Here is a 21,207-nt window from a genome sequence, read left to right on the forward strand (position 1 = left end):
TCCCGCGCCACGCGTCCCCCGACCGCTCCCCCTCCCCCCCGGTCCCCGTGGTCCCCCGGTCCTGCGGGTCCACGGCCCGGCCCCGCTTCGACCACCGCTCGGCCGGGCCCGCCCCCGCTCGGCCGCCTCAGTGGCCCGTGAGCATCTCCTCGGGCAGGCCCGGCACCTCCGGCTGGAGCCAGATCGGCCGCCAGTCCGGCACCTCGTGGTAGCGCCGCAGCTCCGCGACGCCGGACAACCAGCCCAGCCACGCGGCGTACGCGGCGTGCCCGTCGACGAACCCGCTCTGCACGAACGTCAGCCGCGTGCGGCCGGCGGACTCGGCCAGCTCCCAGCTCGTCACGACCCCGTCGCCCCAGTCGACGCCCATCCGCTCGCCCTCGACGAGGTCGAGCACCCTGCCCGGCCGCGGGTTCGCGTCGAACCCGCCCATCGCGACCCGGCCGCCGACCCACGGCTCGATGTCGATCTTCGCGCCGAACCACTCCGCGTACACCTCGGAGTCCACCAGCGAGGTGTAGACGGCCTGCCGCGGGGCGGCGATCTCGACCGACGCCCGCTGCTCCGCCGCCGTGAAGTCGCACTTCGGCGTCAGCTCGCGGCCTTCGAGGTGCTCGGCCAGGTTGGCCAGCGCGAGCGCCCAGAACGTGTATAGCGAGCCGAGCACGCCCTGCTCCGCCACGGCCGACGCCCAGCCGGGGAAGTGGCTCTGCGACACCGACACGACGGTGCCGTCGCCGTCGGGGGCGAGCGCGAACTCGACGGTGGTGTCCTCCCCGCCGACGTGCCAGGTGAACCGCAGGGTGGTGTCGTCCAGGTGGTCGAGCCGCTGGCGCGGCGCGTCGCCCTCCGGGGTGTGCCTGCCCCAGAACTCGTACCGGTGCGGCAGCTCGACGGCGGCGTGCTCGGCCAGCCAGGTCGCCAGCTCGTCCGCCGAGGTCAGCGCCTGGCGCACGCGGGGAAGGGGCGCGGCGACGCGCGCGCGGACGGTCACGGTCTCACTCATGGTCTTCTTCCTCCGGTCGGGTCGGGTAGCAGGCCACCGCCAGCCGGAAGGCGTCGCCCTCGGCTCCCCCGTAGCGGCTGAACAGGTCCTGCAGCGCGGTCTTGAGGTCGGTGAAGAACTGCTGCCGCTGCTCGGGGCGCAGCCGGATGTCGCCGGACACGCCCAGCGAGGGCAGCTCGGGACGGGTGCGGTCGAGCGCGGCGATGTCGGACTGGACCTGCTCCACCAGGTCCAGCAGGTAGCCCAGGCTCAGCTCGTCCTGCGCGCGCCGCAGCCCGAGCCGCCCCACCAGGCGTGGCGAGAGCCAGTAGGCGCGGGCGGTCGCCTGGTACACGCCCTCGTGGACGCCGCGCACCCGGCGCTCGGCCACCTGCGCGACCAGACCGGCCTCGACCAGGCGTTTCACGTGGTAGTAGACCCGCTGCGGGGTCTGGTCGAGCGCCGCCGCCACCTCGGTGCACGAGTGCGGCTCGGCCAGCCGCCGCAGCACCTCGATGCGCTGCGGCTTGAGCAGTGCCTCGGCCTGCTCGATCTGCTCCAGGTACAGGACGTCTCTCATCGCAAAAACAAGTTTGAACGTACAAAACCATTTTGTCAATGGGCCGTGCGACGGCCGCACACCACCCGCTCGCGTGGCGCTACCGCCCGGTCAGCACCCCGACCCGGCCCCGCTCACCGGCCGCCCAGCAGGTCGCCGTCCCGGCCGGGCAGTCCACGGTGTCGAACCCGGTCGCGTCGAACCGGCGCCAGTGCCGCCCGCCGTCCCGGCTCACGTCGCTGCCGGTCGGGCCGACCGCCACGACCGACGACCCGCGCCACGCCACGCCCGACCGGTAACCCTCCGGCGGTCGCGCCGCCGACGCCCAGGACCGGCCGCCGTCGCGGCTGAGCGCCAGGTTCGCCACCGGGCCGGCCGGGTTCGCGTGGTCGCCGCCGACCGCGACACCGCGGCGCGGCGTCCGGAACGCCACCGCGAACACGCCCGCCGACGCGGAGCTGAGCAGCGGCGTGTCGGCGACCGCCCAGTGCCGCCCGCCGTCCGCCGAGTGCAGCACCCGCGCGGTCGCGCCGCCACCGGTGGCGATCCAGGCGTCCTCCGGGCCCGCGGTGGCCACGCACTGGCCGCTCGCGGCGAACCCCGCCTCACCCGGCAGCGCGGGCGGGAAGTTCTCCGGCGGCACCGGTCGCCACGACCGGCCGCCGTCCCGCGTGGCGAGCACCCGGAACCGCCCGTCCACCGGGTCGCTCATCGCCAGGCCCCGGAACCGGTCGAAGAACGCCACGCAGTCGTAGAACGCCTTCGGGTCGGTGTTGCGGAACGACTCGACCCAGGTCCGGCCGCCGTCGGAGGTCCGGTAGACCCGCGACGACTCCCCCGGACCGATCGACAGCACCACGGCGGTGCGGGCGTCGAACGCCTCGACGTCCCGGAAGTCCAGCCCGGCGGCGCCCGGCGGCGACACGGAGGCCCAGGTCCGGCCGCCGTCGACGGTCCGCAGCACGACGCCGCCGCTGCCGCCGGCCCACGCCACGCGGGCGTCCACCGCCGACAGGCCGCGCAGCCGGGCGTCCACCCCGGTCGGGCGCGGCTCCCAGGCGGGTCCGCGCGCGTCGGCGGCGGGTGGGGCCACGAGCAGGGACGCCGTCGTGGCCGCGACGAGGAGAAGGCTCTTCACGGGGTGTGAGCCTCACGAAGGGCCTTCCGCCGCCGCTACCGCTAGAGGGAGGAGATCAGCCGCTCCACGCGCTCGTCCACCGCGCGGAACGGGTCCTTGCACAGCACGGTGCGCTGCGCCTGGTCGTTAAGCTTGAGGTGGACCCAGTCGACGGTGAAGTCGCGCCCGGCGGCCTGCGCGGCGGCGATGAAGTCGCCGCGCAGCTTGGCGCGCGTGGTCTGCGGCGGGGTGTCCTTGGCGGCCTCGATCTCGCCGTCGTCGGTCACCCGGTCCACCTGGCCCTTGCGCTGGAGCAGGTCGAAGACGCCCCGGCCCCGGCGGATGTCGTGGTAGGCGAGGTCGAGCTGCGCGATCCGCGGGTTGGACAGGTCCATGTCGTGCTTGGCCTGGTAGCGCTCCATCAGCCGGTACTTGATGGCCCAGTCGATCTCGCGGTCGATCTTGGACAGGTCCTCGGCCTCGACCGCGTCCAGCGTGCGGCCCCACAGCTCCAGCACCCGCTCCGCCATCGGGTCCGGCGCGCGCTTGCCCACGTGCTCCACGGCCCGCTCGTAGTACTCGCGCTGGATGTCCAGCGCCGACGCCTCCTTGCCGCCCGCCAGCCGGACCGTGCGCCGCCCGGTCAGGTCGTGGCTGATCTCGCGGATCGCGCGGATCGGGTTGTCCAGGCTGAAGTCGCGGAACTGGACGCCCTGCTCGATCATCTCCAGCACCAGGTTGGCGCTGCCCACCTTGAGCAGCGTCGTCACCTCGGACATGTTCGAGTCGCCGACGATCACGTGCAGCCTGCGGTAGCGCTCGGCGTCGGCGTGCGGCTCGTCGCGGGTGTTGATGATCGGGCGCGACCGGGTGGTGGCGCTCGACACGCCCTCCCAGATGTGCTCGGCCCGCTGGGACAGGCAGTACACCGCGCCGCGCGGCGTCTGGAGCACCTTGCCCGCGCCGCAGATCAGCTGCCTGGTCACCAGGAACGGCAGCAGCACGTCGGCGATGCGGGAGAACTCGCCCGCCCGCGCGACCAGGTAGTTCTCGTGGCAGCCGTAGGAGTTGCCCGCCGAGTCGGTGTTGTTCTTGAACAGGAAGATGTCACCCCCGATGCCCTCGTCGGCGAGCCTGCGCTCGGCGTCGACGAGCAGGTCCTCGAGGATGCGCTCGCCCGCCTTGTCGTGCGTCACGAGCTGGGCGAGGTCGTCGCACTCCGCGGTCGCGTACTCGGGGTGCGACCCCACGTCCAGGTAGAGCCGAGAGCCGTTGCGCAGGAACACGTTCGAGGAACGGCCCCACGAGACGACCCGGCGGAACAGATACCGCGCGACCTCATCCGGGGACAGCCTGCGCTGCCCGTGGAAGGTGCAGGTCACCCCGAACTCAGTCTCAATGCCGAAGATCCGCCGCTGCATCCCTCAACAGTAGGCGCATCCGGCGCTTTCCTCAGTGATCCAATCGGGCGGCACGCGGTTTTCGCGGATAACGTTCCAGTGTGCTCCGACGAGTGAACCGCCTGGACGAGGCCCTGATGAGGCGGTGCGGGCGGCTGCCCGCGACCCCTCTCGACCAGGGCCTGAAAAACCTTTCGAAAGCCGCCAACCACAGCGTGTTGTGGCTGGCCGCCGCCGGTGTGCTGGCCCTGCGCCGGGGCAGGCCCCGCCGGGGTGCGCTGCGCGGCGTGGCGGCCATCGCGGGCGCCAGCGCCAGCGCCAGCCTGGTCGCGAAGCGCCTGTTCCCGCGCCGCCGGCCGGCCGCCGAGCTGCTGGCGGTGCCGCGCCGGCTGACCAGGCGGCCCACGTCGTCGTCGTTCCCGTCCGGTCACGCGGCGTCGGCGGCGGCGTTCACCACGGCCGTGGCGATGGAGTCGCCCGCCCTGGCCGCCGCGGTCGCCCCGGTCGCCGCCGCGGTGGCGTACTCGCGGGTGCACACCGGCGTGCACTGGCCCTCGGACGTGGCGGCGGGCGCGCTGATCGGCGTCGGCGCGGGCCTGCTGACCAGGCGCTGGTGGCCGGTCGGCCGCGAGGACGCGGCGAGCGCCCGCGAGCACCGGCACCTGGAGGCCCTGCCGGACGGCGAGGGCCTGGTGGTCGTGGTGAACACCGGCTCGGGCCTGGGCGGCGACCCGTCCGAGGAGATCGCCCGCGCGTGGCCCAAGGCGCGGATCGTGTCGATCGACGACCTGGACACGGTGGTCGCCGACCACCAGCCGCGCGCGCTGGGCGTGGCGGGCGGCGACGGCTCGGTGGCGGCCGTCGCGGCGCTCGCGGCGGCCAACCGGCTGCCGCTGGTGCTGGTGCCGGCCGGGACGCTGAACCACTTCGCGCGCGACGTGGGCGTGAGCGGGCTGGCGGACGCGGCTCGGGCGGTCGAGGCCGGTGACGGCGCGCTGGTGGACCTGGCCGCGGTGACGGTGGACGGCGAGGGACCGCGCTGGTTCGTCAACACGGCGTCGCTGGGCGGCTACCCGGACATGGTGCGGCTGCGCGAGAAGCTCCAGGACCGGTGGGGCAAGTGGCCGGCGGCGGCGCTGGCGATGGCGCGGGTGCTGCGCACGTCCCGCCCGCTGCGCGTGGAGCTGAACGGCGAGCCGCACCTGGTGTGGATGCTGTTCGTCGGCAACGGGCCGTACCGGCCGAAGGGCTTCGCGCCGACCATGCGCCCGGCGCTGGACGCGGGCCTGCTGGACGTCCGGTACATCCGCGCCGACACCCGGTTCTCCCGCGCCCGGTTCTTCCTCTCGGCGGTGCTGGGCTCCCTGCACCGCAGCCGGACCTACCGGCACCTGGAGACGCGCCGGCTGGACGTGACGGTGCGCGACGCGGCGGTGGCGATCGCGACGGACGGCGAGGTCGGACCGACGGGCACGGCGTTCGAGTTCCGGTCGCGCCCGGCGGCGCTGGCGATCTACCGGCCCTGACGCCGTCATGATCGGCTACTGTTGACCGAGTCAATGATTCTGTTGAAAGGGTCAACCATGACGGTCGCGGAGGTCCGCGCGTTCAACCGCTTCTACACCGGCGTGATCGGCGTGCTCGACAACGCCTACCTCAGCTCGCCGTACTCGCTGACCGAGGTCAGGGTGCTGTTCGAGCTGGTCTCGGGCACGGTCGACGTCAAGGGCGCGCTCGGGCTGGACGCGGGCTACCTCAGCCGCATCCTGGGCCGGTTCGAGCGGGACGGGCTGATCACGCGCACGCCGTCGCCCACCGACGCGCGGCGGCACGTCGTGGCGGTGACCGACGCGGGCCGCGAGGTGTTCGCCGACCTGGACCGTCGGTCCACCGCCGAGGTGGCCGCGCTGCTCGACCGGGTGCCCGAGTCCGACCGGGAGGCGCTGGTCGCGGCGATGGGCCGGGTCCGCCGCATCCTCGGCGGCCTGCCGCGCGCGTACCTCCTGCGGCCCCTCCGACCCGGCGACCTCGGCTGGGTCGTGCACCGGCACGGCGTCCGCTACGCCGAGGAGTACGGCTACGACGACACGTTCGAGGCGCTGGTCGCGCGGGTGGTGGCCGACTACGTCGAGCGGCACGACCCGGCGCGCGAGGCGGCGTGGATCGCGGAGGTCGACGGCGAGCCGGTCGGGTCGGTGTTCTGCGTCCGCGCCGACGAGCACACCGCGCAACTGCGCCTGCTGCTGGTCGAGCCCGCCGCGCGCGGCCTGGGCATCGGGAAGCGCCTGGTCGAGGAGTGCGTCCGGTTCGCGACCCGCGCGGGGTACCGGCGGATGGCGCTGGAGACGGTGTCCGAGGTCGAGGCGGCCAGGGGCATCTACCGGCGGGCCGGGTTCGAGCCGGTGGCGAGCGCGCCGACGCGCAAGTGGGGCAGGGACCTCGTGGAGGAGACCTGGGCGATGGCGCTGGGGTCGACCCGGTCGGACGACCGCGTGCCGGCGTGACGCGGGAGCCGAGCGGGGTGCGCCCGGACGTCCTCCACCCCCGCTGCCCGTGGGTGCTCCCGGACGAGCGCGTGCCACGAGCCGAAGTCGGATGGCGTGAGGTCCGGGTCGAGCAGCTGCGTCACCTGGTCGAGTTGGCCGCGAGGGACACCGTCCGGCACGCTCCCGCCCCGCGCCCGGCACCGATCCGAGCCGGCAGAGGCTCCGGCGCGACGAGGACCCCGTCCTCGGCGAAGGCCCCCGGAACGACGAAGGCTCCCGGAACGACGAAGGCCCCCGGCCGGGCAGCCGGGGGCCGATCGCTCGTCGCGCGCTACTTCTCGTCGTCGTTCGGCGGCAGGTCCACGTCCACCGTCGGCTTCTTCCGCCCGCCCTTCGCGGACGGCTCGGCCGGGGCGCCGCTCTCGGCCGGGGTGTCGCCCTCGGCCGGGGTGTCGCCCTCGGCAGGCGTCGCCAGCAGCGGCGTCAGCGCGGCGCCCGTGATGCGGCGGAACGCCCGGAGGGGCCGCGCCCGCTCCAGCACCGCCACCTCCAGCTTGCCCTGGTCGAGCAGTTCCGGCTTGCCGTTGCCGGTGCTGGTGCTGCCTGCGCTCAACGCCTGCACCGCGACCCGCACGGCGTCGGCCAGCGGCAGGTTCTCGGCGAACGCGTCCTTCAGGGCGTTGCCGGTCGCCTCGGCCTGCCCGCCCATCACCACGTACTGCGGCTCCTCCACGATGGAGCCGTCGTAGGTCAGGCGGTACAGGGTGTCCTGCTCGGGCTCGCGCCCGACCTCCGCGACGCAGATCTCGACCTCCAACGGCTTGATCTGCTCGCTGAACACCGAGCCGAGCGTCTGCGCGTAGACGTTGGCCAGCGACCGGCCCGTCACGTCGCGCGGGTCGTTCTGGTAGCCCCGGATGTCGGCGAACCGGATGCCGGCCTGCCGCAGGTTCTCGAACTCGCTGTAGCGGCCGACGGCGGCGAACCCGATGCGGTCGTAGATCTCCGAGACCTTGTGCAGCGTCGCGGAGGGGTTTTCCGCCACGAACAGCACGCCGTCGGCGTAGCGCAGCACGACGACGCTGCGGCCTCGGGCGATGCCCTTCCTGGCGTACTCCGAACGGTCCCGGAGGATCTGCTCGGGTGAGGCGTACAACGGCATCGTCACTGGTGCGGCTCCTGGAGTCGGCGGGTGGGGGAGGAGGGGTCAGCCGGTGGGGCTGGTCCGGCGGGCTTCGACGACGGCCTCGGCCAGCGCGGCGGTCCGCTCTTCGGGCACGTGCACCGCGCCCTCGGCGGCCGTGATGGTCACGACGACGGGGTAGATCCGCCGGGCGATGTCCGGCCCGCCGGTGCCCGTGTCGTCGTCCGCGGCGTCGTAGAGCGCCTCGATCGCCGCGCGGGTGGCCGCCTCGGCGTCCGCGTCCGGGTCGTAGAGCTTCTTCAGCGCCGACTTGGCGAACAGGGAGCCCGAGCCGACGGCCTGGTAGCCCAGCGACTCCTCGTACCGGCCGCCCGTGACGTCGTAGGAGACGATGCGCCCGGCGCGGTCCGGGTCGGGCGCGTCGGTGTCGAACCCGGCGAACAGCGGCACCACGGCGAGGCCGGACAGCGCGGCGTCCAGGTTGCCCTTGATCATCGCCGACAGCCGGTTCGCCTTGCCGTCCAACGACAGCGAGACGCCCTCGATCTTCTCGTAGTGGCGCAGGTCGACGGCGAACAGCCGGACGATCTCGATCGCGATCCCCGCCGTGCCCGCGATGCCCACCGCCGAGTAGTCGTCGGTGATGAAGACCTTCTTCATGTCGCGCTGGGCGATGACGTTGCCCATCGTGGCCCGCCGGTCGCCCGCGATCACCACGCCGCCCTTGAACGTCAGCGCCACGACCGTGGTGCCGTGGGGCGCCTGCACGACCGAGCCCTCGGGGTACCGCCGGGCCGACGGCAGGAGCTCCGGCGCCTGGGCGCGGAGGAAATCGGTGAACGACGACGACCCCGGCCGCAGGTAGGCCGGGGGCAGCGACGCGGCCGGGTAGTACCCGGTCGAGCTGTGGTCCATGGGTGAGCTTTCTCCTACTCCGCCGGTGGCAGCGTGCTACTCGCCGCCCTTTTGGACGTACGCGCGGACGAAGTCCTCGGCGTTCTCCTCCAGCACGTCGTCGATCTCGTCGAGGATCGCGTCGACGTCCTCGCCGAGCTTCTCCCGGCGCTCCTGACCCGCGCCGGCCGCGCCGTCGCCGTTCTCGTCGCCGTCACCGCCGCCCTGCCGCTGGACCTGTTCCTGGGACATGTCGACCTCCCGCTTCTCCGGTCCTCGCGTTCAACATTACCCATCGGGACCGACATTTGGCGTCGGCCACCCGTCCGGGTCGATCAACCCCTGGTCAGCGCCTCGACCAGTTGCTCGGCCGTGTCCGACGCCTCCAGCAGCGCGCCCACGTGGGCCTTCGTGCCGCGCAGCGGCTCCAGCGTCGGGATGCGGACCAGCGACTCGCGGCCCAGGTCGAAGATCACCGAGTCCCACGACGCCGCCGCCACCGAGGCGGGGTAGCGCTCCAGGCACCGGCCGCGGAAGTAGGCGCGGGTGTCCTCCGGCGGCGCGAGGACCGCCGCCCGCACCTCGTCCTCGCCGACCAGCCGCTTCATCGAGCCGCGCGCCACCAGCCGGTTGTACAGGCCCTTGTCCAGCCGCACGTCGGCGTACTGGAGGTCGACCAGGTGCAGCCGGGGCGAGCCCCAGGCGAGGCCGTCGCGCGCCCGGTAGCCCTCCAGCAGGCGCAGCTTGGCGGGCCAGTCGAGCCGGTCCGCGCACTCCTGCGGGTCGCGCGCCAGCGCGTCGAGCACCTCGCCCCACACCCGCAGCACCTCGCGGTCGCCGACGCCCTCCTGCTCCACGAACTCGGACGCCCGCTCGAAGTAGGCGTGCTGGATGTCCAGGCCGGTGAACTTGCGCCCGCCGGCCAGCTCCACCCTGGTCTTGAGGGTCGGGTCGTGGCTGATCTGGTGCACGGCGCGCACCGGGTCGAGCAGCCGCAGGTCGTCGAACCGGCGGCCCGCCTCGATCATGTCCAGCACCAGCGAGGTGGTGCCGACCTTCAGGTACGTCGAGTACTCGGCGAGGTTCGCGTCGCCGATGATCACGTGCAGCCTGCGGTACTTGTCGGCGTCGGCGTGCGGCTCGTCGCGGGTGTTGATGATGCCCCGCTTGAGCGTGGTCTCCAGCCCGACCTCGACCTCGATGTAGTCCGAGCGCTGGGACAGCTGGAAGCCCGCCTCCTCGCCGGACGCGCCGATGCCGACCCGGCCGGAGCCCACCACGACCTGCCGCGAGGCGAAGAACGGCGTGAGGCCCGCGATCACCGCCGTGAACGGGGTGCTCCGCTGCATCAGGTAGTTCTCGTGGGTGCCGTAGCTGGCGCCCTTGCCGTCGACGTTGTTCTTGTAGAGCTGCAGGCGCGGCTGGCCCGGCACGGTGGCGGCGCGCATGGCCGCCTCCTCCATCACCCGCTCGCCCGCCTTGTCCCAGATCACCGCGTCGCGGGCGTTGGTGACCTCGGGCGCGGAGTACTCGGGGTGCGCGTGGTCGACGTACAGGCGGGCGCCGTTGGTGAGGATGACGTTGGCCGCGCCCAGGTCCTCCACGTCGCCGTCGCCGGGGTGGCCGCCGGGCGCGCCGAGGTCGAACCCCCGCGCGTCGCGCAGGGGCGATTCGACCTCGTAGTCCCAGCGGGCGCGCCGGGCGCGCGGCACGTCGGCGGCGGCCGCGTACGCGAGCACCACCTGTGTCGAGGTGAGCACCGGGTTGGCCGTGGCGTCACCCGGCACCGCGATCCCGTACTCGACTTCGGTTCCCATGATCCGCCGCATACGTCGCAGCCTACGGCGTGCCACCGACGTTCCGGGGAAAGCCGGGCCACGTTTCACCCGGCGGCCAGTCCGGCGGCGGGCCGGATGCGGGCCGCGCCGCGCGCCGGTACGAACGCCGCGAGCACCGCCAGGACGACCACGCCCGCCCCGCCGAGCAGCAGCGAGAGCAGCGACGCGGTGGGCAGGGCGTACACGCCGACCGCCAGCAGCGTCAGCTCCGCGTACACCAGGCCGAACACCCCGCCGCCGAGCACGCCGACCAGCGCGAGCAGCACCGCCTCGGCCACCACGCCGCCCTGGATGCCGCCCCTGGTCACGCCCAGCGCGCGGCGCAGCGCCAGCTCCTTGCGGCGCTCCTGCACCGAGATGGCCAGCGCGGTGCCGATGCCGGTCACCGCGACCGCGACGGACAGGCCCAGCAGCACCGTCAACAGCAGGATGCCCAGGTCGAGGTAGTGCTGGTTCCGCGCCGCCTCCTCGTTCCTGGTGCCCACCAGCACGGTCGGCGCGGAGGCCAGCGAGGCCCGCACGGCCTCCTGGAACGCGGCCGGGTCCGCGCCCGGTTCGAGCGACACCAGGACCTTGGTCGCCGGCGCGAGCGACTCGTCGGCGAGGACCGCGTCGGCGTACCCGACCAGGGTGGGCGGCACGGTGCCGACGAACGTCGCCGTGCGCGCGCCGCCGGGCAGGCCCTCCAGGGTGACCGGCTGCCCGACGACGGCGTCGAAGGACTGCGCGGTGTACTCGGACAACAGCACCGTGCCGGGTCGGAAGTCCGGCCGGTCGACGTCCCGCGAGGCGAGCCAGGTCCGCATCCGGTCGGCGTCGACGCCCTCGACGGTGGTCGGGCCGGTACCGCCGGTCGACAGGGCGCGCGTGCCCCGCGCGGTGTGCAGGACGACGCTGGAGGTCACCTCGGGCCGGTCGAGGGCCGCCGGCACGTCCGGGGGGAGCGCCCGGCCACCCGCGTCGGAGACGACGGCGTCCGGGCGCGGCTCGTTGCCGACCTCGTCCTCCAGCCGCTGGGCGGACCCGACGGTCGCCGTGAAGTAGGTGACCATCGCGGCGGCCAGCAGCAGCGGCATGGCCACGGACGCGGACCGCTGCGGCACCCGGCGCACCTCGGCGGCGGCGAGCTTCCACTGCGCGCCGCCGAAGCGGGCGGCGACCGAGCCGAAGACCCGGCCCAGCGCGGGCACCACGACCGGGCCGAGCACGCCGAACAGGCCGGCGACGGCGGCGATGCCGGAGAACAGGACCAGGAAGATCGCCACGACGGCGCCCTGCGCGAGCACGCCGAGCGCCGCCAGCCCGGCCGCCGCGACGACCAGGAGCAGGCCGAGGACGCGGCGGCGTCGGCGCACGGCGGCGTCCGGCGTCGCGCCTTCGGAGGTGCGCAGCGCCGCGAGCGGCGAGATGCGCGCGGCGGCCAGCGACGGGCGCACGGCGGCGAACGCGCTGAGCACCGCGGCCACGCCCACGCCGAGCGCCACGTGCCAGGCGGAGGGCAGCAGCGGCGGGTCGAGTTCGACCGCGCCCAGCAGCGCCGACAGCCCGGTGGCGTCGAACAGCCGGGACAGCAGCCACGCCAGCGGTCCGCCGAGCGCCGCGCCCACGAGGCCCGCGACCGCGCCGGACACCAGCGCCTCCAGCAGGTTCGCCCACACCAGCGGCCCGCGGTGCGCGCCGAGGCACCGCAGCAGCGCGGTGTGCCGCTGCCGCTGCGCGTACACGGCGCGGAACGTCGCCGACGCCACGAACACCGACGTGGCCAGCGCGAGGATGCTGAACGGCAGCAGCACCACCAGCAGGTCGCCGCTCCTCGGCTCGGCCCGCACCGCCGACGCCGTGTCGACGCGCAGGCCCGCGCCCGCCGCCTGCGCGACGGCCGCCGCGTCGCCGCCCATGACGTGCAGCGCGACGACTTGGGGTTCGCCGCCGAGCTTGGCGGCGAGCCCCTCGCCGACCACGATCGAGGGTTCCTCGCCCCGCCCGCCCCGCTTGGTGATCCCCCGGACCACGACGTCGAGCGGCTCGCCCCGCGCGTCGGCCACCCGGACCGGGGAGCCGGGCGCGAGCCGGTGCTGGAAGGCGGTCACCCGGTCGACGGCGATCTCGCCGTCGCGGCCCGGCGAGCGGCCCTCCAGGATCGGCACGCGGCGCAGCCCGTCGCGGTCGACCTCGACGTCGGCGCTCGCCCGGCGCTCGCCCGCCCGGCCGTCGGCGAGCAGGAGGTCGGCCTCCACCACGCGGGCGGGCGCGACCTCGCGCACGCCGTCGACCGCCGCGACCCGGTCGACCACCGCCTGGTCCAGGACGGCGTCGGAGAGCGGGACCAGGCGGACCACGAGGTCCGCGTCGGACGGCACGACCGGCGCGCCCTCGCTGGTCGCGCGGTGCATGGCGTCGCTCATCACCAGGGCCGCCAGCAGGCAGGCGACGCCGACGACGAGCGCGACTCCGGGCAGCACGGCGCGGCCAGGCCGGTTGCGGAACTCGGCCAGGGCCAGCCGCAGGGATGTGGGCACGACTCCTCCTCGTGACGCGAACGCCACGACGCTAGGGAGGGTGCTCGTCGGCGGGCGTCGGTCCGGGGTATCACGGACGGGTACGACCCGAGGAGGATCATGTGGAACACGTGCAGGTGGTGACGCCCGACGGCACGCCGGTCGGGTCGGCGACGCGGGAGCGGATGCGGGCCGAGGGCCTGTGGCACGCGTGCGCGGCGATCGTCGTGCGGTCCGCGGACGGCGGCCGGCTGTTCGTGCACCGCCGCACCGACACCAAGGACGTCTACCCCGGCCTGTACGACCCGACGTGCGGCGGCGTGGTCGCGGCGGGCGAGACGCCGGACGAGTGCGCGGCGCGGGAACTGGCCGAGGAGCTGGGCGTGCGGGCCGTGCCGGAATTCCGCTTCCGGACGCCGTTCGTCGACGGAACCATCCGCTACATCGCCCACGTTTACGAGGTGCGCGACGACGGTCCGTTCACCCTGCAACCGGAGGAGGTCGCCTGGGGCGGGTGGGTGGACCTGGCCGAGGTGCGCGCGAAGGTGGACGATTCCGGGTGGCCGGCGGTGCCGGACGGTCGGGCGCTGATCCGGGAGTGGTTCTCGTGGGCGTGATGTTCGCGATGTCGATACCCGGCCTCGCCGTGCTGCTGTTCGGGCTGGCCGCGGGCGAGCGGGTCTGGCGGTGGGCGCGCCGGCGCAAGGGCCACGCGGTGGTGAGCCAGGCCGGCCTGGACGAGTTCACCCTCATCCTCTACGGCACCAAGATGGCGGAGCTGGACCAGCGGCGCACCGAGCTGATGCTGCGCGACGAGGAGGCGGACGGCGGCCCGCCGCGCGGACCGGTCGACCTGGACTCGGGCACGGTGCGGCTCAGTCCCAGGCCAGCGACGAACGGGTAGCCCAGTACCGGTCGGGCTCCTCGGCGAGGTCGAACGCGTCGGGCGGGAGGTCGACGTCGCGCGCCCGCAGGTTCGCGCGCAGCTGGTCGGCGCTCGCCGCGCCGGACAGCACGACGTCCGCCCACGGCTGCGCCCCGGCGGCGGCCAGCGCGATCGCGTCCGGTCCGACGCCGTGCGCCGCCGCCCGCGCGCGGACCTCCGGCGGCGGGTCGACGGCGAGGCGGCCGTTGGCCAGGGCCTCCTTCACGAACACCTCCGCGCCGGACTCGCGCGCCCACGCGAGCGCCGGTCCGACGGAGGTCTCCAGGACGTTCCAGGTGGACTGCACGGCGTCGAACAGCCGCCGTCCCCCGACCTCCAGCTCCAGCGCGCGCCGCACGGTCCGGGCCTGGCGCGGCCCGGAGGTGGAGAAGCCCAGCCGCACGCCCGAGTCGCGCAGCTCGCCGAGCGCGGCGAGCAGCTCCGGGTCGCCGAACAGCGGGCTGTCGTCGGTCAGGGAGTGCACCTGGTACAGCTCGACCGCGGTCCCGAGCAGCCCGCGGGTTTCGCCCCACTGCCGGGTGAACCGGGCCAGGGAGTGCTCCTTGACCTCGTGGGTGCCCGCGTCGCGCCGCCAGCCGCCCACGTACGCGTAGCCCCACTTGCTGGAGACGCGCACGTCGCGGTGGCCCCGGTCGGCCAGCCAGCCCGCGAGGAACTCCTCGGCCCGGCCGTAGGAGCGGGCCGCGTCGACGCGCCGCACGCCCGCCGCGTAGGCCGCGTCGAGCACGGCGTGGCACGCCGCGCGCATGGCGTCGACGTCGCGGTGGGCGGGCAGCGCGCCGGCGCGGCCCAGGTTGAGGTAGGCGGGCCGGCCGAGCGCGGCGAGGCCGAGGGCGAAGTCGGGCACGCCGACACGGTAACCGGCGGCCCGTGGTGGCCGCCGGTCACGCGTCGCGCGGTCAGCTCGTCGGGAAGTCGTCCGCGGTGCGGATGCGGTCGCGGACCCAGACACCGGCGGGCTTGAGCTTGCCGGTGCCGCTGAACGAGGTTCCGGAGCAGGTGCCGGTCTTGAACACCGCGCCGGAGCGGTGGTCGTCGGAGAAGTTCCAGTTCACCCAGCTGATCTTCTTGGCGTTCATCAGGTCGATGTACTTCTGCGCCTGCTTGAAGTCGTTCGGCCCGTCACCGGACGCCTCCTGGGTGCCGAACTCGGTGACGAACACCGGCACCTGGTCGGAGACCTTCGACAGCACGCCGAGGTAGTCGCTGCCGTGGTCCGCCGCGTAGAAGTGGAAGGTGTACATGATGTTCTGCGCGGACACCGGGTTCTTGACGACTTCCTGCGGGTCCTTGCCGTCGGAGTAGCCGAACGTGGACCAGCCGTGCGTGCCGACCAGCACCAGGCTGTCGGAGTCCTCGGCGCGGATGACCGGGATGACCTTCTCGGCGTAGGACTTCACGCGCGACCAGGACACCTCGTTGGGCTCGTTGGCGATGTCGTAGATGATGTTGGTCTTGTCCTTGTGCCGCCGGGCGATCTCCTTGAAGAACGTCTTGGCGTGCGACAGGTTGTGGTTGGGGTCGCCGGGGTCGAGCTGGTGCCAGTCGACCAGCGCGTACATGCCGCGCTTGGTGGCCTCCTCGATGTAGCTGTGCACCAGGTCGGTGAACTTGCGCGGGTCTTCCTCGTAGCCGTCGTCCTGGATGTACATCGAGATGCGCAGCACGTCGGCCTTCCAGTCCTCGGCCAACGCGTCCAACGACTGGCTCTTGACGCACTTCGCGTACCACTGGATGCCGTGGGTGCTCATGCCGCGAAGCTGGATCGGCTTGCCGTGCTTGTTGCACAGCTTCACGCCGCACACCCTGAGCTGACCGTTGACCTCGGCGGGCGAGCCGGCCGGCAGCGCGGCGGCGGTCGTCTCCGGTGCGGGCGCGGCCTGGGCGGGCGACGCGCCCACCAGGACACCGGGTAGCACGAGCGTGGCCGCCAAGGCCAGCGCGGTGCGGAGCTTTGCCATGCGGCGCTCTCCTCTCATCGAGGCGGCGGAATTAGGCAGGAAACTTTCCTTACTACTGCGCCCGGACCATAACGACCACGCTCCGCGCCCGTCAAGGCACTCAGGAGTCACGACCTGGCGAACACCCGGCACCGGGCCGGGGTCGGTCACACCGGGCAGTCGACGGTGACCGTCGGTCGCGGATGGACGGTCGCGAGAGGAGCGCCACGACCGCGACCGCCCCGACGGTTCTCAGCTTCGGCGCGCCGAAATGTCGGCACCTCGTGGGACAATCGAACCGGGGGCAGGAGGCCACGCCCGAAGCCCCGCCACGGCCTCCTGCGCGCGACTGCCCGGCACGTCATCCCGCACGTGCCTCCCCACACCGCGCTCCCCCTCGCGAGCCCGCCCCCGCCGCCGCGCCACCCCGACGCGCGGCACCACCCCGACGCGCGGCACACCCCGCGCGGCACACCCCCGCGTAGCACCACCGCGTAGCACCACCCCGCGTAGCACCACCGCGCCACCTCACGCACCAGCCGCAGCCCGAACGAACCCGGCCCCGACCCGAAAACCCCCGGAACGAGCCGGAGCCCGCCCACACCGCGTGTGGACGGGCTCCCGGCGACGGGGACCGGTCAGAGGTACTGGCCGGTGTTGGTCGCGGTGTCTATGGCGCGACCCGACTCCTGGTTCTTGCCGGTCACCAGGGTCCGGATGTAGACGATCCGCTCGCCCTTCTTGCCGGAGATGCGCGCCCAGTCGTCCGGGTTCGTCGTGTTCGGCAGGTCCTCGTTCTCCGCGAACTCGTCCACGATCGCGTCGAGCAGGTGCCGCACCGACAGACCCGGCTGCTTGGTGTCCAGCAGGCTCTTGATCGCCGCCTTCTTGGCCCGGTCCACGATGTTCTGGATCATCGCGCCCGAGTTGAAGTCCCGGAAGTACAGGACCTCCTTGTCACCGTTGGCGTAGGTGACCTCCAGGAAGCGGTTCTCCTCCGACTCCTCGTACATGCGCTCGACGGTGTGCTGCACCATGCCGTCGATGCACGCCGCCGGGTCGCCGCCGAACTCCGCCAGGTCGTCGGCGTGGATCGGCAGGTCCGGGGTCAGGTACTTGTTGAAGATGTCCTTCGCGCCCTCGGCGTCCGGGCGCTCGATCTTGATCTTCACGTCCAGCCGGCCGGGGCGCAGGATCGCCGGGTCGATCATGTCCTCGCGGTTGGACGCGCCGATCACGATCACGTTCTCCAGGCCCTCGACGCCGTCGATCTCGCTGAGGAGCTGCGGGACGATCGTGGTCTCCACGTCCGACGAGACGCCGCTGCCGCGGGTGCGGAAGATCGAGTCCATCTCGTCGAAGAACACGATCACCGGGGTGCCCTCGGACGCCTTCTCGCGGGCCCGCTGGAAGATCAGCCGGATGTGCCGCTCGGTCTCGCCGACGAACTTGTTGAGCAGCTCCGGGCCCTTGATGTTGAGGAAGTAGCTCTTCGCCTCGCGGTGGTCGTCACCGCGCGCGGCGGCGACCTGCTTGGCCAACGAGTTCGCCACCGCCTTCGCGATGAGCGTCTTGCCGCAGCCGGGAGGGCCGTAGAGCAGCACGCCCTTGGGCGGGCGCAGCTTGTACTCGCGGAACAGGTCGGCGTGCAGGAACGGCAGCTCCACGGCGTCGCGGATCTGCTCGATCTGCCTGCCCAGGCCGCCGATGTCGCCGTACCTGACGTCCGGCACCTCCTCCAGCACGAGGTCCTCGACCTCGGCCTTCGGCACCCGCTCGTAGGCGAACCCGGCCTTCGAGTCCACCAGCAGCGAGTCGCCCGCCTTCAGCGGGGCGTCCAGCAGCGGCTGCGCCAACCACACGACGCGCTCCTCGTCGGCGTGGCCGACCACCAGCGCGCGGCCGATCGCGGCGTCCTCCTCGGACTCCAGGATCTCGCGCAGCGTGCACACCTCGCCGGTCCGCTCGAAGGCGCCGCCCTCGACGACCGTCAGCGCCTCGTTGAGCCGCACGGACTGGCCCAGGACCAGCGACGCCGTCTCGACCGCCGGTGACACCGAGACCCGCATCCGACGGCCGGAGGTGAACACGTCCACCGTGCCGTCCTCGAACCGCGCCAGGAACACGCCGTACCCGCTGGGTGGCTGGGCCAGGCGGTCCACCTCCTCGCGCAGCGCGAGGAGCTGGCTCCGTGCCTCTCGAAGGGTGTCGATGAGCTTCGTGTTGCGCTCGGTCAGCTGGCTGACGCGCTCCGTCGCCTCCGCCAACCTCTGCTCCAGCAGGCGGACGTGTCGTGGGGATTCCGTCAACTTGCGGCGCAGCAACGCGATCTCGTCCTCCAGGAACCTGATCTGCGCTGCCAGCTCACCAGAGTTGTTGCCCTTGTTCAGCTCGCCGCCCTCGTCGGGCTGGCTGCCGGGATGACCGTGCTGCATGTCGGCACCCTCCTCCCGTGTTCGTACGACAACGGTACCGGCGATCACCGACAAAAGCGGCCACCCGCCGGGTTCCCGAGGGTCGCGTGATCACACATTCCCCCCGGTCGGCGGGTCCAACTGCTCCATCTCGGTGTCTGGCGAGACCTCCCACCCGCTACCGTGCGTCCCAGTACGGAGTACCACTCGCGTGTTTCGGGCAGTGTCCACTGCCACCAGCGGAAAGTTCTAGGAGAACGTGATGTCCGTCCCGCCGCAGCAGCCGGACCCCTACGGGCAGCAGCCGGGCCAACCTGGCGAACAACCAGGTCGATTCGGCGGGCAGCCGGGGTACGGCCGGCAGCCCGGCGGATTCCCGCCGCCGCCCCAGGATTTCCCACAGGGTGGGCAGCAGCAACCGGGGTACGGCCCGCCCTCGGGCGGTTTCCCGCCGCCCGGACAGCCGGGTCAGCCCTACGGCCAACCGCAGCCGGGCCAGCCCTACGGCCAGCCCGGTCCCGGTCAGCCCTACGGCCAGCCGGGCCCCGGCCAGCCCTACGGCCAGCCCGGCCAGTTCAGCCAGCAGTTCAACCAGCCCGGTCACGGCCAGCCGGGCCCTTACGGTCCGCAGCCGGGCGGCTACGGCGACCCCTACGGCGCGCCCCGCCGGAAGAGCCCCCTGCCCTGGCTGCTCGCGGGTGGCGGTGTGCTCGTCATCGGCCTCGTCGTCGTGCTGGTGCTCACGCTCGGTGGCGGCTCCAACGGCACGCCCAAGGACGCGGCGGACAGCTTCGCGGCGGCCATGTCGAGCAAGGACTACGACAAGCTGCGGTCGCTGACCTGCGCCGAGGACAAGAAGGAGATCGACGACCTGAAGAAGGCGTTCGACCCCGACTCGATCAGCAGCGAGATCGGCAAGAACCTCGACAACATGCCGCCGGAGCTGCGGGACAAGGCCAAGCGGATGCAGGAGGCGGCGAAGAACGTCAAGATCGTCGCCACCGTCAAGGGCGTCGAGGAGAAGGACGCCACGCACGCCGAGGCCGACATCTCGATCAAGCTGGAGGGCCTGCCCGAGGAGCTGAAGGAACTGGTCAACGGCGACACGAGCAACAAGATCCCGTTCATCAAGACCGACGACGGCTGGGTCGCCTGCGAGAAGAAGTGACCCGGCCCCGGCGCAACGGCCCGTGTCGCACCGCGGCACGGGCCGCTTCCGCTGGTCAGCCCTTCGACGGGCGGCGCTGGGGCCGCGGCGGGACGACACCGTCGGCGAGGCGGCGGGTGGTCAGCAGGAACGCCGTGTGACCGATCATCCGGTGCTCCGGCCGCACCGCGAGGCCCACGACGTGCCACGGGCGCACGAGCGTCTCCCACGCGTGCGGCTCGGTCCAGTGCTGCTGCTCGCGGATCGCCTCGGTGACCCTCGACAGCTGCGTGGTGGTCGCCACGTACACCACGAGCACGCCGCCGGGGACGAGGTTGCGCGCCACGGCGGGCAGCACGTCCCACGGCGCGAGCATGTCCAGGACGACCCGGTCGACCTCACCCTCGTGGTCGACCACGTCACCGACGGTGAGCGACCAGTTGCCGGGGCGTTCGCCGAAGAACTGCTCGACGTTGCGGATCGCGTGGTCGGCGTGGTCCTGGCGGACCTCGTACGACGTCACGCTGCCCTTCTCGCCAACGGCTCGCAGCAGCGAACACGTCAGCGCGCCCGAACCCGCGCCCGCCTCCAGCACCCGCGCGCCGGGGAACACGTCGCCGTACATCACGATCTGCGCCGCGTCCTTGGGGTAGATGACCTGCGCGCCGCGCGGCATCGACAGCACGTAGTCCGACAGCAGGGGCCGCAGCGCCAGGAACGACGTGCCGCCGACCGACGTGACCACGGAGCCCTCGGGCTGCCCGATGAGCTTGTCGTGCGGCAGCGCGCCGCGGTGGGTGTGGTACTCCTTGCCCGGTTCGAGCACGATCGTGTAGTGCCGTCCCTTCGGGTCGGTCAACTGCACCCGGTCTCCGGGCTGGAACGGACCACTGGCGGTGCTCACCGCGGGGAACCTCCTGTGCGAACCTGCGTACAACGGCGCACGATGGTCGCAGAAGGCCCCGCGGCCCAGCTCAGCGGCCTCGCCGCACGCGCACGCCGGACACCGTCAGCAGCGTGCCCAGGGCGACGAACGCGAGCGCGGCGGGCAGCTGCGCCCACGCCGGCAGGTGCATCGCGACGAACCAGCTCCTGGCGTCGACGTCCAGCCCCATCAGCACCAGCGGGACCAACCCCTGCGGGACCAGCAGGATGATCCCCAGCACCTCACGCATCACGCTCCCCCTTCCCGGCGAGCACCCCACCGGCTTCCTTGACCGAGTAGTAGACGGGCCACCCCACCAGCCAGATCGCGCCCACCACCGACATCGTCCCCATCTGCCCCCAGAGGACCTGCGTGCGCTCCGGGGTGGCCACCACGTACATCAGCAGCAGCATCACCGCGCAGGCGATGCCCCAGGCGAGCAGGAACTTGAACCACTCGCGCCACTCGTGGCGCACTCGTGCGACCCCGTGCTTGGGCGGCTTGACCGGCGGCGGACCGCCGGCGAACCGGTGGGCGAACCGCTGGTCGGCCCAGCGCAGCATGCTGTGCCCGAACGCGACGCTGACGCCCAGGTAGATCGCCGCGAGCCCGTGCGCGGTCTTCGCCTCACCCCCCGACCGCAAGTCGAAGACCGTCGCCACCAGCAGCACCACGTCCACCAGCGGCGTGCACACCAGGAGCGCCGTGCCGACCTTCGGCAGGCGCAGCACGTACCGTGCGAGCAGGCCCGCGCCGAGCACCACCCAGAAACCGATCTCACACGCCACGATGAGTACGACCAGCGGTTCAGTCACGAGGGGAATACTGCTGCTCGGAGGGGGCCCGACGCGTCGGTGGTCGGGCCGACGACGGGTCATCACTTCGTATGACGCCGGGCGCGCCGACCGTGTGCT

The 21,207-nt window shown here is 73.0% G+C and carries 20 protein-coding genes; 5 read left to right on the plus strand and 15 right to left on the minus strand.

Going from position 1 to position 21,207, the window contains the following annotated elements:
• Window positions 1-127: 127 nt before the first annotated feature.
• The 4 genes from C8E97_RS22920 to pafA form a co-directional block, all read right to left on the minus strand.
• The gene (locus tag C8E97_RS22920) at window positions 128-1,006 is read right to left on the minus strand and encodes an SRPBCC family protein (protein WP_121007555.1); all 879 of its coding nucleotides are present in this window, start codon (window positions 1,004-1,006) and stop codon (window positions 128-130) included.
• Window positions 999-1,565, minus strand: a complete 567-nt coding sequence (locus C8E97_RS22925) for an ArsR/SmtB family transcription factor (RefSeq protein WP_121007556.1) — start codon at window positions 1,563-1,565, stop codon at window positions 999-1,001. The genes C8E97_RS22920 and C8E97_RS22925 overlap by 8 nt, the downstream gene beginning before the upstream one ends.
• Before the next feature lie 79 nt (window positions 1,566-1,644).
• Window positions 1,645-2,682 (minus strand): WD40/YVTN/BNR-like repeat-containing protein, encoded by a 1,038-nt coding sequence (locus tag C8E97_RS22930; protein WP_121007557.1) that lies wholly within the window; start codon window positions 2,680-2,682, stop codon window positions 1,645-1,647.
• 41 nt (window positions 2,683-2,723) lie between these two features.
• The gene (gene pafA, locus C8E97_RS22935; protein ID WP_121007558.1) at window positions 2,724-4,082 is read right to left on the minus strand and encodes a Pup--protein ligase; all 1,359 of its coding nucleotides are present in this window, start codon (window positions 4,080-4,082) and stop codon (window positions 2,724-2,726) included.
• An 80-nt stretch (window positions 4,083-4,162) separates the two neighbouring features.
• Here pafA and C8E97_RS22940 point away from each other — a divergent pair, with 80 nt between their 5' ends.
• Window positions 4,163-5,587: a bifunctional phosphatase PAP2/diacylglycerol kinase family protein gene (locus C8E97_RS22940; RefSeq protein WP_121007559.1), complete on the plus strand. Its 1,425-nt coding sequence runs from the start codon at window positions 4,163-4,165 to the stop codon at window positions 5,585-5,587.
• A 57-nt stretch (window positions 5,588-5,644) separates the two neighbouring features.
• On the plus strand, window positions 5,645-6,565 hold the full coding sequence (locus C8E97_RS22945; RefSeq protein ID WP_121007560.1) for a bifunctional helix-turn-helix transcriptional regulator/GNAT family N-acetyltransferase: 921 nt from the start codon (window positions 5,645-5,647) through the stop codon (window positions 6,563-6,565).
• Between the two features lie 313 nt (window positions 6,566-6,878).
• On the opposite strand, the gene prcA is transcribed toward C8E97_RS22945, so the two are convergent.
• The 5 genes from prcA to C8E97_RS22970 form a co-directional block, all read right to left on the minus strand.
• The gene (prcA, locus tag C8E97_RS22950) at window positions 6,879-7,715 is read right to left on the minus strand and encodes a proteasome subunit alpha (protein WP_121007561.1); all 837 of its coding nucleotides are present in this window, start codon (window positions 7,713-7,715) and stop codon (window positions 6,879-6,881) included.
• Window positions 7,716-7,754: 39 nt separating this feature from the next.
• On the minus strand, window positions 7,755-8,606 hold the full coding sequence (gene prcB, locus C8E97_RS22955) for a proteasome subunit beta (protein ID WP_121007562.1): 852 nt from the start codon (window positions 8,604-8,606) through the stop codon (window positions 7,755-7,757).
• A 36-nt stretch (window positions 8,607-8,642) separates the two neighbouring features.
• Entirely contained in the window at window positions 8,643-8,837 is a 195-nt protein-coding gene (locus tag C8E97_RS22960; RefSeq protein WP_121007563.1) for a ubiquitin-like protein Pup, read from the minus strand.
• A gap of 83 nt (window positions 8,838-8,920) precedes the next feature.
• Window positions 8,921-10,414, minus strand: coding sequence for a depupylase/deamidase Dop (gene dop / locus C8E97_RS22965; RefSeq protein WP_121007564.1), 1,494 nt, complete (start codon window positions 10,412-10,414; stop codon window positions 8,921-8,923).
• Window positions 10,415-10,467: 53 nt separating this feature from the next.
• On the minus strand, window positions 10,468-12,942 hold the full coding sequence (locus C8E97_RS22970) for an FtsX-like permease family protein (RefSeq protein WP_121007565.1): 2,475 nt from the start codon (window positions 12,940-12,942) through the stop codon (window positions 10,468-10,470).
• Between the two features lie 101 nt (window positions 12,943-13,043).
• On the opposite strand from C8E97_RS22970, the gene C8E97_RS22975 reads away from it, so the two are divergent.
• Together C8E97_RS22975 and C8E97_RS22980 are read left to right on the plus strand one after the other, a co-directional pair.
• Window positions 13,044-13,538: an NUDIX hydrolase gene (locus tag C8E97_RS22975; RefSeq protein WP_121007566.1), complete on the plus strand. Its 495-nt coding sequence runs from the start codon at window positions 13,044-13,046 to the stop codon at window positions 13,536-13,538.
• Window positions 13,538-13,825, plus strand: a complete 288-nt coding sequence (locus C8E97_RS22980) for a DUF6191 domain-containing protein (RefSeq protein WP_246019401.1) — start codon at window positions 13,538-13,540, stop codon at window positions 13,823-13,825. The genes C8E97_RS22975 and C8E97_RS22980 overlap by 1 nt, the downstream gene beginning before the upstream one ends.
• Here C8E97_RS22980 and C8E97_RS22985 read toward each other — a convergent pair.
• The 3 genes from C8E97_RS22985 to arc all read right to left on the minus strand — a co-directional run bounded on the left by C8E97_RS22985 (window position 13,797) and on the right by arc (window position 18,242).
• Window positions 13,797-14,714, minus strand: a complete 918-nt coding sequence (locus C8E97_RS22985; protein WP_121007568.1) for an aldo/keto reductase — start codon at window positions 14,712-14,714, stop codon at window positions 13,797-13,799. The two genes, C8E97_RS22980 and C8E97_RS22985, sit on opposite strands and share 29 nt — an antisense overlap.
• Before the next feature lie 52 nt (window positions 14,715-14,766).
• Window positions 14,767-15,828, minus strand: coding sequence for a glycoside hydrolase family 5 protein (locus tag C8E97_RS22990; RefSeq protein WP_246019094.1), 1,062 nt, complete (start codon window positions 15,826-15,828; stop codon window positions 14,767-14,769).
• Between the two features lie 617 nt (window positions 15,829-16,445).
• Window positions 16,446-18,242 carry a proteasome ATPase gene (gene arc / locus C8E97_RS22995; RefSeq protein WP_121007570.1) on the minus strand — a complete coding sequence of 599 codons (1,797 nt, stop codon included), beginning with the start codon at window positions 18,240-18,242 and terminating at the stop codon, window positions 16,446-16,448.
• 241 nt (window positions 18,243-18,483) lie between these two features.
• Here arc and C8E97_RS23000 point away from each other — a divergent pair, with 241 nt between their 5' ends.
• Complete coding sequence (locus C8E97_RS23000; protein ID WP_121007571.1) at window positions 18,484-19,389, plus strand: hypothetical protein; 906 nt, start codon at window positions 18,484-18,486, stop codon at window positions 19,387-19,389.
• Between the two features lie 55 nt (window positions 19,390-19,444).
• Here the strand turns inward: C8E97_RS23000 and C8E97_RS23005 are convergent, their stop codons facing one another.
• The 3 genes from C8E97_RS23005 to C8E97_RS23015 all read right to left on the minus strand — a co-directional run bounded on the left by C8E97_RS23005 (window position 19,445) and on the right by C8E97_RS23015 (window position 21,108).
• Complete coding sequence (locus C8E97_RS23005; protein ID WP_121007572.1) at window positions 19,445-20,272, minus strand: tRNA (adenine-N1)-methyltransferase; 828 nt, start codon at window positions 20,270-20,272, stop codon at window positions 19,445-19,447.
• A gap of 70 nt (window positions 20,273-20,342) precedes the next feature.
• Window positions 20,343-20,543: a hypothetical protein gene (locus C8E97_RS23010; RefSeq protein ID WP_121007573.1), complete on the minus strand. Its 201-nt coding sequence runs from the start codon at window positions 20,541-20,543 to the stop codon at window positions 20,343-20,345.
• Window positions 20,536-21,108, minus strand: coding sequence for a hypothetical protein (locus C8E97_RS23015; RefSeq protein WP_121007574.1), 573 nt, complete (start codon window positions 21,106-21,108; stop codon window positions 20,536-20,538). Before C8E97_RS23015 ends, C8E97_RS23010 begins: the two co-directional genes overlap by 8 nt.
• Window positions 21,109-21,207: the final 99 nt, after the last annotated feature.

Source organism: Saccharothrix australiensis (assembly GCF_003634935.1).
GTDB lineage: Bacteria > Actinomycetota > Actinomycetes > Mycobacteriales > Pseudonocardiaceae > Actinosynnema > Actinosynnema australiense.